The sequence below is a fragment of the Kitasatospora purpeofusca genome, from assembly GCF_042691725.1.
Taxonomy (GTDB): Bacteria; Actinomycetota; Actinomycetes; order Streptomycetales; family Streptomycetaceae; genus Kitasatospora; species Kitasatospora purpeofusca_B.
In genome coordinates this window covers 4,574,333-4,589,439 of sequence record NZ_CP170483.1, presented here as the reverse complement: position 1 = coordinate 4,589,439, position 15,107 = coordinate 4,574,333, and the positions used below count along the sequence as shown (strand labels likewise).

The 15,107-nt window shown below is 73.5% G+C and carries 15 protein-coding genes; 9 read left to right on the top strand and 6 right to left on the bottom strand.

Annotation, left to right across the window (positions count from 1 at the left end):
- Positions 1-52 precede the first annotated feature (52 nt).
- From rpmH to ACFCLZ_RS19325, 9 genes are all read left to right on the top strand, one after another.
- Entirely contained in the window at positions 53-190 is a 138-nt protein-coding gene (gene rpmH / locus ACFCLZ_RS19365; RefSeq protein ID WP_030059672.1) for a 50S ribosomal protein L34, read from the top strand.
- 18 nt (positions 191-208) lie between these two features.
- On the top strand, positions 209-637 hold the full coding sequence (rnpA, locus tag ACFCLZ_RS19360; RefSeq protein WP_380277640.1) for a ribonuclease P protein component: 429 nt from the start codon (positions 209-211) through the stop codon (positions 635-637).
- Positions 634-1,005, top strand: a complete 372-nt coding sequence (gene yidD, locus ACFCLZ_RS19355; RefSeq protein WP_380277638.1) for a membrane protein insertion efficiency factor YidD — start codon at positions 634-636, stop codon at positions 1,003-1,005. Before rnpA ends, yidD begins: the two co-directional genes overlap by 4 nt.
- A complete protein-coding gene (yidC, locus tag ACFCLZ_RS19350; protein ID WP_380277636.1) occupies positions 1,002-2,201 on the top strand; it encodes a membrane protein insertase YidC in 1,200 nt (399 codons plus the stop codon). The genes yidD and yidC overlap by 4 nt, the downstream gene beginning before the upstream one ends.
- An 84-nt stretch (positions 2,202-2,285) precedes the next feature.
- Positions 2,286-2,816, top strand: coding sequence for a protein jag (locus tag ACFCLZ_RS19345; protein WP_380277634.1), 531 nt, complete (start codon positions 2,286-2,288; stop codon positions 2,814-2,816).
- A 174-nt stretch (positions 2,817-2,990) separates the two neighbouring features.
- Complete coding sequence (gene rsmG, locus ACFCLZ_RS19340) at positions 2,991-3,830, top strand: 16S rRNA (guanine(527)-N(7))-methyltransferase RsmG (RefSeq protein ID WP_380277632.1); 840 nt, start codon at positions 2,991-2,993, stop codon at positions 3,828-3,830.
- Between the two features lie 258 nt (positions 3,831-4,088).
- A complete protein-coding gene (locus ACFCLZ_RS19335; RefSeq protein ID WP_380277630.1) occupies positions 4,089-5,063 on the top strand; it encodes a ParA family protein in 975 nt (324 codons plus the stop codon).
- On the top strand, positions 5,060-6,145 hold the full coding sequence (locus tag ACFCLZ_RS19330) for a ParB/RepB/Spo0J family partition protein (RefSeq protein ID WP_380277628.1): 1,086 nt from the start codon (positions 5,060-5,062) through the stop codon (positions 6,143-6,145). Before ACFCLZ_RS19335 ends, ACFCLZ_RS19330 begins: the two co-directional genes overlap by 4 nt.
- 125 nt (positions 6,146-6,270) lie before the next feature.
- Positions 6,271-6,888, top strand: coding sequence for a GNAT family N-acetyltransferase (locus ACFCLZ_RS19325; RefSeq protein ID WP_380277626.1), 618 nt, complete (start codon positions 6,271-6,273; stop codon positions 6,886-6,888).
- Between the two features lie 87 nt (positions 6,889-6,975).
- Here the strand turns inward: ACFCLZ_RS19325 and trxA are convergent, their stop codons facing one another.
- The 6 genes from trxA to murJ form a co-directional block, all read right to left on the bottom strand.
- A complete protein-coding gene (trxA, locus tag ACFCLZ_RS19320) occupies positions 6,976-7,302 on the bottom strand; it encodes a thioredoxin (RefSeq protein ID WP_380277624.1) in 327 nt (108 codons plus the stop codon).
- A gap of 136 nt (positions 7,303-7,438) precedes the next feature.
- Positions 7,439-8,404: a thioredoxin-disulfide reductase gene (gene trxB, locus ACFCLZ_RS19315; protein ID WP_380277623.1), complete on the bottom strand. Its 966-nt coding sequence runs from the start codon at positions 8,402-8,404 to the stop codon at positions 7,439-7,441.
- 173 nt (positions 8,405-8,577) lie between these two features.
- Positions 8,578-9,510, bottom strand: a complete 933-nt coding sequence (locus tag ACFCLZ_RS19310) for an anti-sigma factor family protein (RefSeq protein ID WP_380277621.1) — start codon at positions 9,508-9,510, stop codon at positions 8,578-8,580.
- Positions 9,507-10,250 carry an RNA polymerase sigma factor SigM gene (gene sigM, locus ACFCLZ_RS19305; protein ID WP_380277619.1) on the bottom strand — a complete coding sequence of 248 codons (744 nt, stop codon included), beginning with the start codon at positions 10,248-10,250 and terminating at the stop codon, positions 9,507-9,509. Before sigM ends, ACFCLZ_RS19310 begins: the two co-directional genes overlap by 4 nt.
- Before the next feature lie 43 nt (positions 10,251-10,293).
- Entirely contained in the window at positions 10,294-12,288 is a 1,995-nt protein-coding gene (locus ACFCLZ_RS19300; RefSeq protein ID WP_380277617.1) for a serine/threonine protein kinase, read from the bottom strand.
- Between the two features lie 229 nt (positions 12,289-12,517).
- Positions 12,518-15,076 carry a murein biosynthesis integral membrane protein MurJ gene (murJ, locus tag ACFCLZ_RS19295; RefSeq protein ID WP_380277616.1) on the bottom strand — a complete coding sequence of 853 codons (2,559 nt, stop codon included), beginning with the start codon at positions 15,074-15,076 and terminating at the stop codon, positions 12,518-12,520.
- Positions 15,077-15,107 lie beyond the last annotated feature (31 nt).

The window sequence follows — 15,107 nt, the reverse complement described above, 5'->3', positions numbered from 1 at the left end:
TGACGGCCAAGCGACACCCCGTCATCCTACGATTCACCTCAGGAGCCCCCGAGTGAGCAAGCGCACCTTCCAGCCGAACAACCGTCGTCGCGCCAAGACCCACGGCTTCCGGCTGCGGATGCGTACCCGCGCCGGCCGCGCCATCCTGGCTGCCCGCCGTGGCAAGGGCCGCGCCAGCCTGTCCGCCTGATCCGCACCAGAGTCTGCTGTGCTGCCCTCCGAGAATCGGCTGCGGCGGCGCCAGGACTTCGCGACCGCGGTGAAACGCGGTCGCCGGGCCGGTAGGCCCCTGCTGGTCGTCCATCTCGCCAGAGAGGACGCCCCCGGGGGCCGCACCGACCGGACCAGCGACACCCGCCCGCACGTCGCCGAGGGGACTCCTTCGGCGCGTGCGGGTTTCGTCGTGAGCAAGGCCGTCGGCCCGGCGGTCACCCGCAACCTGGTCAAGCGCCGGTTGCGCCACCTTGTGTGTGATCGTCTGTCCCGGCTGCCCGCCGGTAGCCTGATAGTGGTGCGTGCGCTGCCCCCGGCCGCGTCCGCCTCGTACCAGGAACTCGAACGCGACCTGGACGCGGCGCTCAAACGGCTGCTCAAGGTCGAGCACGCCGCCTCGGCGCCGACGGGAGCAGGGCGATGAAGTACCTGCTGATGGGTCTGATCAGGGTCTACCAGTGGACCATCAGCCCACTGCTCGGTCCGGTGTGCCGCTACTACCCGTCCTGCTCCCACTACGGCTTCGAGGCCGTGCGGACGCACGGGGCGGTGAAGGGCGGCGCACTGACCGTGTGGCGCATCCTGCGCTGCAATCCGTGGACTCCCGGCGGGGTCGATCATGTCCCGCCGCGCAAGCATCCGGTGTGGCACCGCCGGCTGCGGGACTGGCTGAAGGGCCGGTCCGCCGCCGACCAGCCGGTGATCATGCCCCCCGCCGGTCCGGACCCTGAGGGCCCGGCGACCATTGGCCCCATGGGGCCAATCCCAATGTCCAAGGAGCCTGACCGGTGACCTTCTCCTTCCTCAACCCCCTGTACACAGCGGTGTCCTGGATCATCGTCCAGTTCCACTCGCTGTACAGCCACGTCTTCAATCCGGATGGTGGCTGGGCCTGGGGTCTGGCCATCGCCTCGATGGTGGTCGTCATCCGGATCTGCCTGATCCCGCTCTTCGTGAAGCAGATCAAGGCGACCCGGGCCATGCAGGCGATCCAGCCGAAGATGAAGGCCATCCAGGAGCGGTACAAGAACGACCGCCAGCGCCAGTCCGAAGAGATGATGAAGCTGTACAAGGAGGCGGGTACCAACCCGTTCTCCAGCTGCCTTCCCATCCTCGTGCAGGCGCCGTTCTTCACCGCGCTCTACGGCGTGCTGGCCTCGGTCGCCAAGGGCCACGAGATCGGCGTGATCAACGGCGAGCTGCTGGTGAGCGCCGGCAAGGCGCACATCTTCGGCGCTCCGCTGTCGGCCACCTTCGTGGGCAGCAGCGACGTCAGCGTCAAGATCGTCGTCGCGGTGATGATCATCATGATGTCGCTGTCGCAGTTCATCACCCAGCGCCAGCTGATGACGAAGAACGTCGACCTCACCGTGAAGACGCCGTTCATGCAGCAGCAGAAGATGCTGATGTACGTCTTCCCGATCATGTTCGCCGTGATGGGCATCAACTTCCCGGTCGGTGTCCTGGTCTACTGGCTGACCACCAACGTCTGGTCGATGGGCCAGCAGCTGATCGTCATCCGCAACAACCCGACGCCGGGCAGCAAGGCCTGGGACGAGCGTCAGGCCCGCCTGAAGAAGACCGGCCGGCTGAACCCGGACGGCTCGGTCATCAAGGGCCCGCTGTTCGGTCTGCTCCCCGCGAAGAAGTCGGCCGTCAGCGCCGAGGCCGTGGTCGAGGAGTCGGTGCAGGTGCGCCGGCAGCAGCCGCGGAAGCAGAGCAAGTCGCAGCGCCAGCACGGCGGCGCCCAGCCGGCGAGCCTGACCAAGGACGCCCCGGCCGAGGAGCCCGCCGACGCCGCCCCGGCGGATTCCGCCGACACCGGCGCCGCCACCGGGACGTCCGGCACGTCCGCGGCGTCCGCCGGCACCGGTGCGGCCAAGCAGACCGCGGCACGTCCGGCGGGTGCCAAGCCGGGTGCGGCCCGGCAGCAGAGCGGCCGGCAGCAGCCCAAGCGCGGCAGCGGTCAGCGGCCCAAGAAGAAGTGACCGGTCCGCTCCGGACCGTTCCTGCGGCCCCCTGAACCTCGTTACCGGCCCACCACCCGGGCCCATCTCCGAAGGAGTCCATCAGTGACGGAAGGCATCACCTCCGCCGTCGAGGCCGAGGCCGAAGCCAGCGCCGACGAGAGCGTCGTCGCCCGCCTGGAGCAGGAGGGCGACATCGCGGCGGACTACCTGGAGGGTCTGCTCGACATCGCCGACCTCGACGGTGACATCGACATGGACGTCGAGGGCGACCGCGCCCTGGTCTCCATCGTCGGTGACGGCGACGACCGCACCCTGCAGCGGCTGGTCGGCCAGGACGGCGAGGTGCTGGAGGCGCTGCAGGAGCTGACCCGGTTGGCCGTCCACCGGGAGACCGGCGAGCGCAGCCGCCTCATGCTGGACATCGCCGGCTTCCGGGCGCGCAAGCGCTCGGAGCTCGCCGCCCTCGGCGCCCAGGCCGCCGAGCAGGTGAAGAGCTCGGGGGAGCAGGTCAAGTTGCGTCCGATGACCCCGTTCGAGCGCAAGGTCGTCCACGACGCGGTGGCCGCAGCCGGTCTGCGCAGCGAGTCGGAGGGCGAGGAGCCCCAGCGGTGCGTGGTCGTCCTGCCGGCCTGACGGCAGGGTGACCGCCGGCGGCTTCGGCGGTCGGCATGCGACACGAGGGCCCGACCCCGTCCGCCACGCGCGGGCGGGGTCGTCGTCCCTTCGCGGGCGGTGGCCCCGCGAGAGATGTTTCACGTGAAACGGTGCAGGAGCGGGTCGGTGGATCCGGGGAGCGGAGAGTTCGAGATGGACACGGAGAGCGCGCCTGCCGGCGGGTCGGAGACGGGCGCCGGCGGTCCGGGTACCGAGGGTGCGGCGGCCGGCGGGCGGCCGGCGGTCGAGCCGCCGCCCGCGCCGCCGGCCGTGGCCCGGGAGGTCTTCGGCGAGCGGTTCGACGCCGCGGTCCGCTACACCGAGCTGCTGGCCACCTCGGGAGTGACCCGGGGGCTGATCGGCCCGCGCGAGGTGCCCCGGCTCTGGGACAGGCACGTGCTGAACTGCGCCGTCCTCGCCGAGCTGCTGCCGGCCGGGACGACGCTCTGCGACGTGGGCTCCGGGGCCGGCCTGCCCGGCATCCCGGTGGCGCTGGCGCGGCCGGACGTCTCGGTGACCCTGCTGGAGCCGCTGCTGCGGCGCACCACCTTCCTGGAGGAGGTGGTCCGCGAGCTGGGGCTGGAGAACGTCACCGTGCTCCGCGGCCGTGCCGAGGAGATGGTCGGCAAGCTGGCGGTGGACGTGGTGACCGCGCGCGCGGTGGCGCCGATGGAGCGGCTGGCCGGCTGGGGGCTGCCGCTGCTGCGGCCGCACGGCCAGATGCTGGCGCTCAAGGGCGACAGCGCCGAGCAGGAGCTGGCCGATTCCCGGGCCGGGCTGGCGAAGCTCGGTGCGGTGGAGTGGTCGGTGATCGCGGTCGGCGAGGGCACCCTGGAGACCTCGACCCGGGTGGTCCAGGTCAAGGTGGGGGAGAGCCCCGGCGGTGTGAAGGCGGCGACCCGCCGGGCCAGGGCCGCGGCCAGGGCCGGCCGGGTCGGCGGCCCGGTGCGCGGCGGCGACCGCGGCCGGACCCCTCGGCGGCGCGGCCGTTGATCCGGACGTGATGCCCGGCACGGGCGGGGTGGTCCTCGGACCACCCCGCCCGTGTGCTTTTCGGCGGCCAGAGGCGTTCGGGTGACGGGCGGGCGGACGGCAGGACGACATCGGACCACCGGAGTGTCGCATCGTCAGAATTCCGACATTGCGGGCATGGTGTTTCACGTGAAACGTCGCTCACTCCTCTCGGGAATCCTCTCGCGCAGCCGGGCGGCGACTGTTGCCGCTCCGGTTTCACGTGAAACACTGAGCCCCATGCAGGACTCGGAGACCATCGACCAGATCGATGACACGCCCATCGCGCGTGCTGCCCAGGCTGCGGTCCAGGCCATCGGCCGAGCGGGCGAGGGACTGCCCCGCCCCGCAGCCACCCGGGTGATGGTGGTGGCCAACCAGAAGGGCGGGGTGGGCAAGACCACCACCACCGTCAATATCGCCGCCTCGCTGGCCATGCACGGCCTGCGCGTGCTGGTGATCGACCTCGACCCGCAAGGCAACGCCTCGACCGCGCTCGGTATCGACCACCACGCCGAGGTGCCCTCGATCTACGACGTCCTGGTGGAGGGCAAGCCGCTGGCCGACGTGGTGCAGCCGGTGGTCGAGGTCGAGGGGCTGTTCTGCGTCCCCGCCACGATCGACCTGGCCGGCGCCGAGATCGAGCTGGTGTCGCTGGTGGCCCGGGAGAGCCGGCTGCAGCGCGCCATCGCCGCCTACGAGCAGCCGCTGGACTACATCCTCATCGACTGTCCGCCCTCGCTGGGCCTGTTGACGGTCAACGCCCTGGTCGCCGGCCAGGAGGTGCTGATCCCGATCCAGTGCGAGTACTACGCGCTGGAGGGCCTCGGCCAGCTGCTGCGCAACGTCGAGCTGGTCCGGGCGCACCTCAACCAGGCGCTGCACGTCTCCACCATCCTGCTCACCATGTACGACGCCCGGACCAGGCTGGCCGCCCAGGTGGCGGAGGAGGTCCGGACGCACTTCCAGCAGGAGGTCCTGCAGACCGCGATCCCGCGCTCGGTCCGCATCTCCGAGGCGCCCAGCTACGGTCAGACGGTGCTCACCTACGACCCGGGCTCCACCGGCGCGCTCTCCTACCTGGAGGCCGCCCGGGAGCTGGCGCTGCGGGCGGTGTCCGCAGGGAGCGGCGGCTCGTTGGTGGGGCAGCAGCGGGACGGTTCGGGGCAGGGCGCCCCGGGGGCACAGCACGGTACGACGGAGGGCAATCGGTGAGTGGTCGTAGGGGTCTGGGACGAGGGCTGGAGGCGCTGATCGGCCCCGCCGTCCCGGCGGGTGGCGGAGCCGGGGCCGGCGCCGCGGCGCAGCCGGCGGCGGTCCCGGTGGCCTCGCCCGGGGCGGTCTCGCCGGCCGCGGTGCCGGTGCTGCCGTCCGGCCGGGGCACGTTGGCGGCCAAGGCGGCCGCGGAGAGCCTGCGGGAGCAGGCCGTCGAGGCGCAGCCCGTGCCGGTGGCCGGCGCCTACTTCGCCGAGCTGCCGCTGGACGCGATCACCCCGAACCCGCGCCAGCCGCGCGAGGTGTTCGACGAGGACAAGCTGGCCGAGCTGGTCACCTCGATCAAGGAGGTGGGCCTGCTCCAGCCGGTGGTGGTGCGCCAGACGGCGCCCGGGCGCTTCGAGCTCATCATGGGCGAACGGCGCTGGCGGGCCTCCCGGGAGGCCGGACTGGAGCAGATCCCGGCGATCGTCCGGGCCACCGAGGACGACAAGCTGCTCCTGGACGCCCTGCTGGAGAACCTGCACCGGGCCGAGCTGAACGCGCTGGAGGAGGCGGCCGCCTACGACCAGCTGCTGCGGGACTTCTCCTGCACCCATGAGGAGCTGGCCGACCGGATCGGCCGCTCGCGTTCGCATGTGTCCAACACCCTGCGGATGCTGAAGCTCTCGACGGGGGTGCAGCGACGGCTGGCCGCCGGGACGATCACGGCCGGGCACGGCCGGGCGCTGCTCGGGCTCGTGGAGGCCGAGCGGCAGGAGGAGCTCGCCGCCCGGGTGATCGCCGAGGCGCTCACGGTCCGGATGACCGAGGAGCTCGTCACGGTGATGAACGGTGAGGAGCCGAAGCCCAAGCGCTCGGCCGGGCCGAAGGCGGGCAAGATCCTCTCGCCGGCCTTCAACGACCTGGCGAGCCGGCTCTCCGACCGCTTCGACACCCGGGTGAAGGTCGAGGTCTCGCAGCGGGGCGGCAGGCTCGGCAAGGGCAAGGTCGTCCTGGAGTTCGGCTCGGTGGAGGACCTCAACCGGATCCTGGACAGCATGGCGCCCGGCGACGACGGGCTGCGGCTGTCGCAGGGCTGAGCCGGGGTCGGCATTGCCGTGGAGACGGGTGCATGTTCCGCGTGAGCGTTGTTTCACGTGAAACATGCACCCGTCGGCGTTCGGGGGGAATGCTCGACTGTGGAGTGGACGAGGAGGTGCGGGGCATGGGACGCCGGATCGTTCCGCTGACGCTGGACAACCTCGCGGATCTGCCGTCGACCTGCCGTTCCTGCGTGTTCTGGGAGCTGGACCCGGTCAGTGGCCGGGCGGCGGTCGAGTCCGGCAAGCCCGCGCTGGAGAAGGAGGGGTGGATCTCCGCCGTCCTGCTGGAGTGGGGCTCCTGCGGCCGGGTGGTCTACGTGGACGACCGGCCGGCCGGCTTCGTGCTCTACGCCCCGCCCGCCTATGTGCCGCGCTCGCAGTCCTTTCCCACCAGCCCGGTCTCCTCGGACGCCGTTCAGCTGATGGTCAGCCGGGTGCTGCCGGGCTTCCAGCGGCAGGGGATCGGGCGGGTGCTGGTGCAGACGGTGGCCAAGGACCTGCTGGGTCGGGGGTTCCGGGCGATCGAGGCGTTCGGGGCGGTCGGTCGGCAGCCGGTCAGCTGTGTGCTGCCGGCCGAGCACCTGTTGGCGGTGGGCTTCAAGACGGTCCGCCCGCACCACCGCTACCCGCGGCTGCGGCTGGAGGCGCGGACCACGCTCTCCTGGCGGGGGGACGTCGAGGGGGCGCTGGAGCGACTGCTGGGCGGCGGGCGGAAGGAGCCGGCGCTGCGGCCGTTCTGAGCGCGGCCACGCACGGGGGCGGCAAACGAACGAGGGCGGGACTCCCGGTGGGGAGTCCCGCCCTCGTGGCGTCCTGGGGGAGCGGCCTCAGATCAGGCCGTCCAGCTCGCGCAGCAGCGCGGCCTTCGGACGGGCACCGGTGATCTGCTTCACCGGCTCGCCGTTCTTGAAGAGGATCAGGGTCGGGATGGAGATGACGTTGTACGCCGCGGCGGTCTGCTGGTTGGCGTCGACGTCGAGCTTGGCGATGGTGAGCTTGTCGCTCTCGTCGGCCGCGATCTCCTCCAGGACCGGGGCCACCTGGCGGCACGGGCCGCACCATTCGGCCCAGAAGTCGACGAGGACGGGCTTGTCGCTCTTGATGACGTCGGCATCGAACGTCGCGTCGGTCACGATGGTGGTGGCGCCGGCCACGATCACTCCTAAGGGTCAAGCGGGAGGGGGGCTCTGCCAGGTCTACAACACCGCGCGGGGCGGTTCTGTTTCGGCCCGGCGGGGTGGGCGTGTTTCACGTGGAACACACCCACCCGGACGGTGGGGTCGGTGGGGGTCAGACCGCGACGGTGGCGGCCTGGGCCTCCAGGTCGGCCAGCGAGGCCAGGTAGCGCTCGGCGTCCAGGGCGGCGGAGCAGCCGGTGCCGGAGGCGGTGATGGCCTGGCGGTAGGTGTGGTCGACGACGTCGCCGGCGGCGAAGACACCCGGGATGTTGGTGCGGGTGGAGGGGGACTCGACCTTGAGGTAGCCCTCGGCGTCGAGGTCCAGCTGGCCCTTGAAGAGCTCGGTGCGCGGGTCGTGGCCGATGGCGATGAACAGGCCGGTGACCGGGAGCTCGCGGGTCTCGCCGGTGGTGGTGTCGCGCAGGGTGACACCGGTCAGCTTCGGGTCGCCGTGGATCGCCTCGACGGCGCTGTCCCACTCGAAGCTGATCTTCTCGTCGGCGAAGGCGCGCTCCTGCATCGCCTTGGAGGCGCGCAGGGTGTCCCGGCGGTGGATGACCTTGACGCTGCGGGCGAAACGGGAGAGGAAGGTCGCCTCCTCCAGGGCGGTGTCACCGCCGCCGACCACCGCGATGTCCTGGTCGCGGAAGAAGAAGCCGTCACAGGTGGCGCACCAGGAGACGCCGCGCCCGGACAGCTGGTCCTCGTTCGGCAGGCCCAGCTTGCGGTGCTGGGAGCCGGTGGTGACGATCACGGCGCGGGCCTTGTGGACGTTGCCCTCGGAGTCGGTGACGGTCTTGACGTCACCGGTGAGGTCGACCGCGACGATGTCGTCGGGGATCAGCTCGGCGCCGAAGCGCTCGGCCTGCGCCCGCATGTTGTCCATCAGCTCGGGGCCCATGATGCCGTCCCGGAAGCCGGGGAAGTTCTCGACCTCGGTGGTGTTCATCAGCGCGCCACCGGCGGTGACGGCACCCTCGAAGACCAGCGGATCGAGGGAGGCACGGGCGGTGTAGAGCGCTGCCGTGTAGCCGGCCGGGCCGGAACCGATGATGATCACGTTACGGACGTCGCTCACTGCATCTCCTGGTTCGCATCGCGACCCGCGTTTGCTGCGGGGAGGGCGGTCCTGCTCCGCCGCCCGGGACAACGACTGACCAGTGTCTCGCATTCCCAGGAGGATCAGTACCAGGTGCCCGCACTCTGGGAGTGTCGTGCGGCCGACGGCATGGATCGCACGGGAACCACCGGTCAGTCGGCCGGGAGGGTGCGGTGCAGCAGGAGTCCGCAGTCGGGGGAGCGGAGGTAGACGTCGAGCTGGTCGGGGCGGTCGGGCAGGGCGTAGACGAGCAGCTCGGCGGAGGTCCCGGCGTAGCTGCCGCGGTCGGTGGCCAGCAGGGCGGCGGTGCTGGGCGGCGGGCAGGCCGGGGTGGAGCGGCCGCCGCCGGTGAGGCCCTGGCCGCCCTCGGCGGGCGGTGCGGCGGTCGCCCCGGAGCCGTCCGCGGGGGCGGCGCCGGGGCCGGCGGACGGCTTGGCGGGCAGGACGGGGCGGCCGCCGGCGGTCCCGGCGAGCAGTGCCCGGACCTGCGCGGCGAGCTGCTCCTCCCGGTAGACGGTGCCGTCCGGGTGCCGGTCGGCCTTGGCGGCGGCCGTGCTGCCCGGGGCGGGCGCGTTGGCGGCGGTGGTGGAGTCCTGCTTCTGGGAGGAGCCGGGCAGGGCCAGGAAGGCCCCGCCGAGGCCGAGGACGAGCAGCGTGGCGGCCGAGCCCAGCAGCAGGGTCCGACGGCGCCGGGGGCGGGCGGTGCGGCCCGGTCCGGTGGCGGCGGCGGGCCGGGCGGTCGGTGCCCCGGGCGGAGCGGTCGGCGGGGTGGCCGGTGCCTTGGGAAGGGCGGTCGGCGCGGCCGGGAGGGGCGGCTTTGCGGTGCCGGAGGCCGCGGCCGCGAGGGCGGCGTCGATCCGGGCGGCGACGTCGGCCGGTATGGCCGGGGGCTCGGCCCCGCCGAGCAGCGTCCGCACCTCGGCGAGCGCGTCGACGGTCTCCCGGCACTCGGCGCAGCCGGTCAGGTGCCGGCGCAGCGCGTCGGCGTCGGCGGGCGGGAGCAGGTCCTCGGCGAGGTCGGCCAGCTCGTCGACCTCGGGGTGCGCGCCCGCGGCGGGGCCGGGGGAGGAGAGGGGCGCCGTCATCGCGTGCTCGCGTCTCCTTCCAGGATCGGTCGGGCTGGGTCCGGGACCGTCCCTGTGACGGTACGGGGCCCGGGTGGGTTCCCGGGCGGAGGGACGGCGCCGGGGGCGGGCGCTGTTTCACGTGAAACACCGGCCGCCGGCGCCCCGGCACCCGTCTCCGCGCGCTCCTCGCGCAGATGCCGGACCAGCGGCAGCAGCCGGGCCCGGCCGCGGGCGCAGCGGCTCTTCACCGTGCCGACCGGCACCCCCAGCAGTGCGGCGGCCTCGGCGACGGGGTAGCCCTGCATGTCGACCAGGACGAGTGCGGCGCGCTGCTCGGCGGGCAGCTCGGCGAGCGCGGCGGACAGCTCGCGGTGCACCTCGGCGCGGACCACCGGGGAGTCGGCGGGCTCGGCGGAGCCGACCAGGGCGTCCAGCCGCCGCGGGTCGTCGTCGAGCGGCCTGGTCCGGCGGGTGGCGGCGCGCCGGGCGCGGTCCAGGCAGGCGTTGACCACGATCCGGTGCAGCCAGGTGGTGACGGCCGAGCGGCCCTGGAAGGTGTGGGCGGAGCGGAAGGCGGAGACCAGGGCGTCCTGGAGGGCGTCGGCGGCCTCCTCGCGGTCGCCCAGGGTGCGCAGGGCGACCGCCCAGAGCCGGTCGCGGTGGCGGTTCACCAGGAGGCCGAAGGCCTCCCGGTCGCCCGCGACGTGCCGGGCGAGGAGCGCGGCGTCGTCGCCGCGCCCCGGTCCGTCCTGCGCCACGTCCACCCCTCGTCGCTCGCGTCCCGTCGCCGCGGTCCGCGGGTCAGCCGGAGACCTTCACGTCGGAGACGTGGCCCTGGTACTGACCGGCGGACGCCATGCCCTCCGGGTTCTTGGACAGGCTGGTCAGCCAGATCAAGAGATAGCGAGTGCTGACCGGGCTGTCCAGCTTGTAGGAGACGTTGGTCCCGGCTTCCTTGCCGACGACGCCGAAGTCCTTCGGCTTGGCGGACAGGGGGGCACTGACGTTCTTGCCGGGCACCCTCAGCTCGGCCGTGGTGGGGGTGCCGAACTTGACGCTCACGCTGGAGACGGTCTGCACCGAGCCGAGGTCGAGCAGCAGGCCGGTGCCCTCCTTGGCCCTGGGGAAGGGGTCGCTGTACCAGTTGGTGAGCCACTCGCTGTTCGGGTCGTCGTCGATGGCCTTGGCCAGGCTGGCCGTGCCCTCCGGGCCGTCGCCCAGGGGGTTGAAGGAGATCGCCTCCTTGACCGGGATCGGCACCGGGTCGTGTGTCGTCGTGTGGGCGCTGGGTGTGGCGGAGGAGGCGCTGGGCTGGGGGGCCGCGACGGCGGTGCCGTCCTGGCGCAGGTGGTCGACCAGCTGCCAGGAGGCCGCGCCGATGGCGCCGAGGGCGATCGTCCAGGCGGTCACCTTGACGACCCGGCGCAGCCGCCGGCCGGCGCGCCGCACCGGGGCCGCCACGGGGGTGGGGCCGGTGCCGGGGGCGGCGACCACCCGGGTCGGGTTGGGCGCGGTCGGCAGGGCGTGGGTGTTGTGCCGCGGCGGGTTGGTGAAGACCGGCAGCTCGGGCTCGGGCTGGCGGATGCGCGGCATCAGCGCGATCGCCCGGGCGAGCGCCTCGGGAGTGGTGATCGGCTCGGCGTGGTGCGGCGGGTGGTCGAACAGGGCGCGGGCGGCGAGGTCGGACAGGCCCTTGTGGACCCCGGCCCGGACCTGGTCCGGGGCCACCTCGCCGACGTTCCTGGGCAGGCCCTGGAGGTCGTAGCGGTCCTCGGGGAAGGGCCAGCGGTGGGTGAGCGCGGCGAACAGCAGGGCGCCGATGGCCCGGGTGTCGGTGCGCTCGGAGTCCTCGTCGGGCAGGCCGCGCAGGGCGGCGTCCACCGCGATGCCGTTGATCCGGTACTGGCCGCTGTCGGTGCGCAGCACGCAGCGCGGGGTGAGCCGCAGGTGGGCCTGGCCGCGCCGGTGGGCGGCGGCCACCGCGTCGGTGACCTGGCGGACCATCTGGTACGCCTCGTGCGGCTCCATCGGCCCGTCGGCGAGCAGCTTGGCGAGGTCGGAGGCGTGCGGCAGCCACTCGCGCACGACGTAGACCAGCTCGCCCTCCTGGACGGCGTCCAGGACCTGTACGAAGCGCGGGTCGCCGAGCAGGGCCGCCGACTTGGCGGCGGCCAGGACCTTGCGGGCGCGCTGGTGGCCGGCGGCCATCAGGTGGACGCCGACGGCGCGGCGCAGCTTCTCGTCGACCGCGCGCCAGCTGCTGAAGGTCTCGGTGGAGGAGATGCACTCGTCCAGCCGGTAGCGGTGGCCGATGAGGTCGCCGCTGTGCCGCAGCGGGGCGGGCAGGGTCCGCGGCAGGGTGGCGGTGTCCCGGGGGTCGTGGGTGGGCTGCGGGTCCCGGGGCGGGCGCTTGGCGGGGCGGTCGGCCTTCGCAGCGGCCTCGGCCCGGCGGGCGGCGTCGCCGGCGGCCAGTTCGGCGGCGATCTCGGTGGCCGACAGCGGGGCGGTGATCTCCGAGGTCTCCTCGCTCCGGGTCGGGGCGTCCTCGGCCGGGCCGTCGTCCTCGGCCGGGGCGTCGTCCTCGGCGGCGGGTCCGTCCTCGGTGTCCTCCTCGGCGGCCGGGCCCTTCCGGGTGGCGGAGCCGCCCGCAGCGGGGCGCTCGCCCGTCGGGGAACCGGCCGCGGTGGCCCGGGCCGTGCCGTCGGCGAGTTCGTCGATCGCCGCGGCCAGCGCGGCCTCGTCCGCCGCTCCGTCAGCTGCTGACGTGTCGACGACCGCCTTGGTGCCATCAGCCACCGTGGTCCAGCCTCCCCTTGTGTCGCCCCGGGCCTGAGAGAGAGTCGTTGGAGCGCCCGGGCCGGTGGCCCCGGTGCTCCAGGACAATTGTGCCCACTGTTCTCCACCGGGTACGACCGCTGAGAGGTCCGCGCGGTTGCCTGATGGCGGAGAGATGTGGCGCAGTCGGCATCGGGCCGCCGGCCCCGGCCCGGGACGGTCCGGGGAGCGCGGGCGGCCCGATGCCGGGTCAGCGGCCCAGTCGGCCGCGCACCATACCCAGCATGGCGTTCAGTTCCTCGATCCGCAGCTGCTTCGCGATGAGTACGAAGACGGCCAGCTGGAGTCCGCCGGCCACCACGACGGTCAGCACGGCCCCGGCCCAGCCGTCGACCACCCGGGTGACCGCCAGGCTCGCGCCCAGGCCCACCAGGGCGGCCGGGACGGAGGCCGTGGCGAGCCGGGAGTAGGTCTTGCCGATCCGCTTGGTGTCCAGGCCGCCGATCTTCTTCTTCAGCTTGGGTACCGCGACCGTCACCCCGACGGCGTACGCGAGACCGTAGCCGAGGGCCATGCCGATGACCGTCCACTCGGCCGGCAGCAGCACCCAGCAGAGCAGCGAGAAGCCGGCCTGGCAGGCGGCCACCCAGACGGTGTTGGAGAACGGCGTACGGGTGTCCTCGTAGGCGTAGAAGCCGCGGAGCATCACGTACTGCGCCGAGTAGGGGATGAGGCCCAGGGCGAAGGCGGAGAGCATCAGGCCCACGTTGCGGGCGTTGTCCAGGGCGGTGTCGCCGCCGCCCACCGCGTAGATGGCCTGGCCGATGGCCGGGCCGAGCGAGAGGAAGAGGAACGCCGCCGGGACGACCGCGACGGCCGTGGTGCGCAGCCCGTAGGAGAGGTCGTCGCGGACGGCGCCGGCGTCCTCGTCGGCGGCCGCGCGGGACAGCCGGGGCAGCACCGCGCTCATGATCGAGACGGTGATGACGGCCTGCGGGAGCTGCCAGATCAGCAGGGCGTTGGAGAAGGCCGCGAGGCCGACACCGCCGTGGCCGCCCGCCTCGGCGTTGCTGCCGGCGGCGGTGGCCAGCTGGGTGATGACCAGGTAGCCGGCCTGGTTGGCGAGGACGAAGAAGAAGGTCCACTTGGCCAGCCGGGCCGCCTTGCCCAGGCCGTGGCCGCGCCAGTCGAAGCGCGGGCGGAAGGAGAAGCCGGCCGCCCGCAGGTACGGGACCATCGCCAGCGACTGCACGGCGAGGCCCACCAGGGTGCCGATGCCGAGCAGCCGGACGCCCTCGGGGGTGATGGTCTCCGGGGTGACGTGGGTGCCGTCGAAGCCGCCGTACACCCAGATGTAGGCGCCGAAGGTGAAGACCACCACGATGTTGTTGAGGACCGGGGTCCACATCATCGCGCCGAACCGGCCGCGGGCGTTGAGGATCTGGCCCATCACCACATGGATGCCCATGAAGAAGATGCTCGGCAGGCAGTACCGGGCCAGCGCGACCGTGGTGTCCGCGCGGGCCGGGTTCTCCATCATCTTGTGGGCGATCAGCTGGACGAGCACCGGTGCCCCGAGCACGGCCAGGAAGACCACGCCGGCCAGGCCGACCATCACCAGGGTGAGCAGCCGGTTGGCGTAGGCGGTGCCGCCGTCCGCGTCGTTCTTCATGCTGCGGACCAGCTGCGGCACGAAGACGGCGTTCAGCGCGCCGCCGCCGATCAGGATGTAGAGCAGGGTCGGCAGGGTGTTGGCGGCGTTGTAGGAGTCACCCATCACGGCGATGCCGATCGCGCCGGCGATCACCATGGTGCGCAGGAAGCCGGTGCCCCGGGAGACCAGGGTGCCGGCCGCCATGATCGCACTGGAGTTCAGCAGCGAGGCGACCTTGCCGCCGCCGGACGTCCGGCCGGCGCTCTCCTGGGGGGCGGCGGGGGCGGACTGCTCCTCGGCCGCGAGGTCGGCGAGCGGCTCCACCGCGGGCGGCAGCTGCACGGCGGCCACCTGCAGGGTGGCCTCGTCCTCGGCGAGCGGCGGGTCGAACTCGATCGGCGGCACGAAGGGACGGTGCCCGTCCGGGGCGTGGCCGCCGGGGTGGATACCGGGGTGGACGCCCGGGCCGGGTCCGTACGGCGGCTGCGGCCCGTGCTGCCCCGGGTACGCGCCGGCCGGGGGGAACGGCGCGGGCGGGGCGGGCGGGACCGGCGCGCCGGGCGGCTGGGCGGCCGCCGGCTGCTGGACGGGGGACTGCTGGACGGGGGACTGCTGGGCCGGCGGGCGGGGTGCCTCGGCGGTCACCTGGTTCCCGCCGAACAGCGCGTCCACCCCGACGTACTCGGTGGACTCGGAGTCCCAGGCGGAGTGCGCCGGGCCGGGCTGCCACTGCGGCCCGACGCCCCAGCCCTCGGCGGGAGCGGCCGGACCCTGCGGAGCGGGCGGCCCGGCGGGGGCGGCGGCCTGCGGCGGCAGGTCCTCGCGCCAACCGGCCTGCGGCGGGGTGTCCCAGCCGGGCTGCACCGGCGGCACCGGCGGCGCGAACGGCGTCGGCGGCACCGGGGCCGGGTACTCGCCGCCCTGCGGCGGCAGCTGCGGCGGCACGTCGTACGCGGCCGCCGGCTGCTGCGGCGCGGCGGGCCGGGCGGCCCGCAGGCCGTACGGGTCCTGCTCGCCCGGACCGCCCTGGTACGCGTCGGCCGCGTACGGGTCCTGGGCGTAGGTGTCGGCCACGTACCAGTCGCCGGACGGCGACTCGGCGCCCGGACGGACCTCTCCGCGGCCCGGAGGCCGCTCCTCGCTGCGCCCGGTCATGTCACCTCTTCGCTGTCGTGGGGGAGGCCGC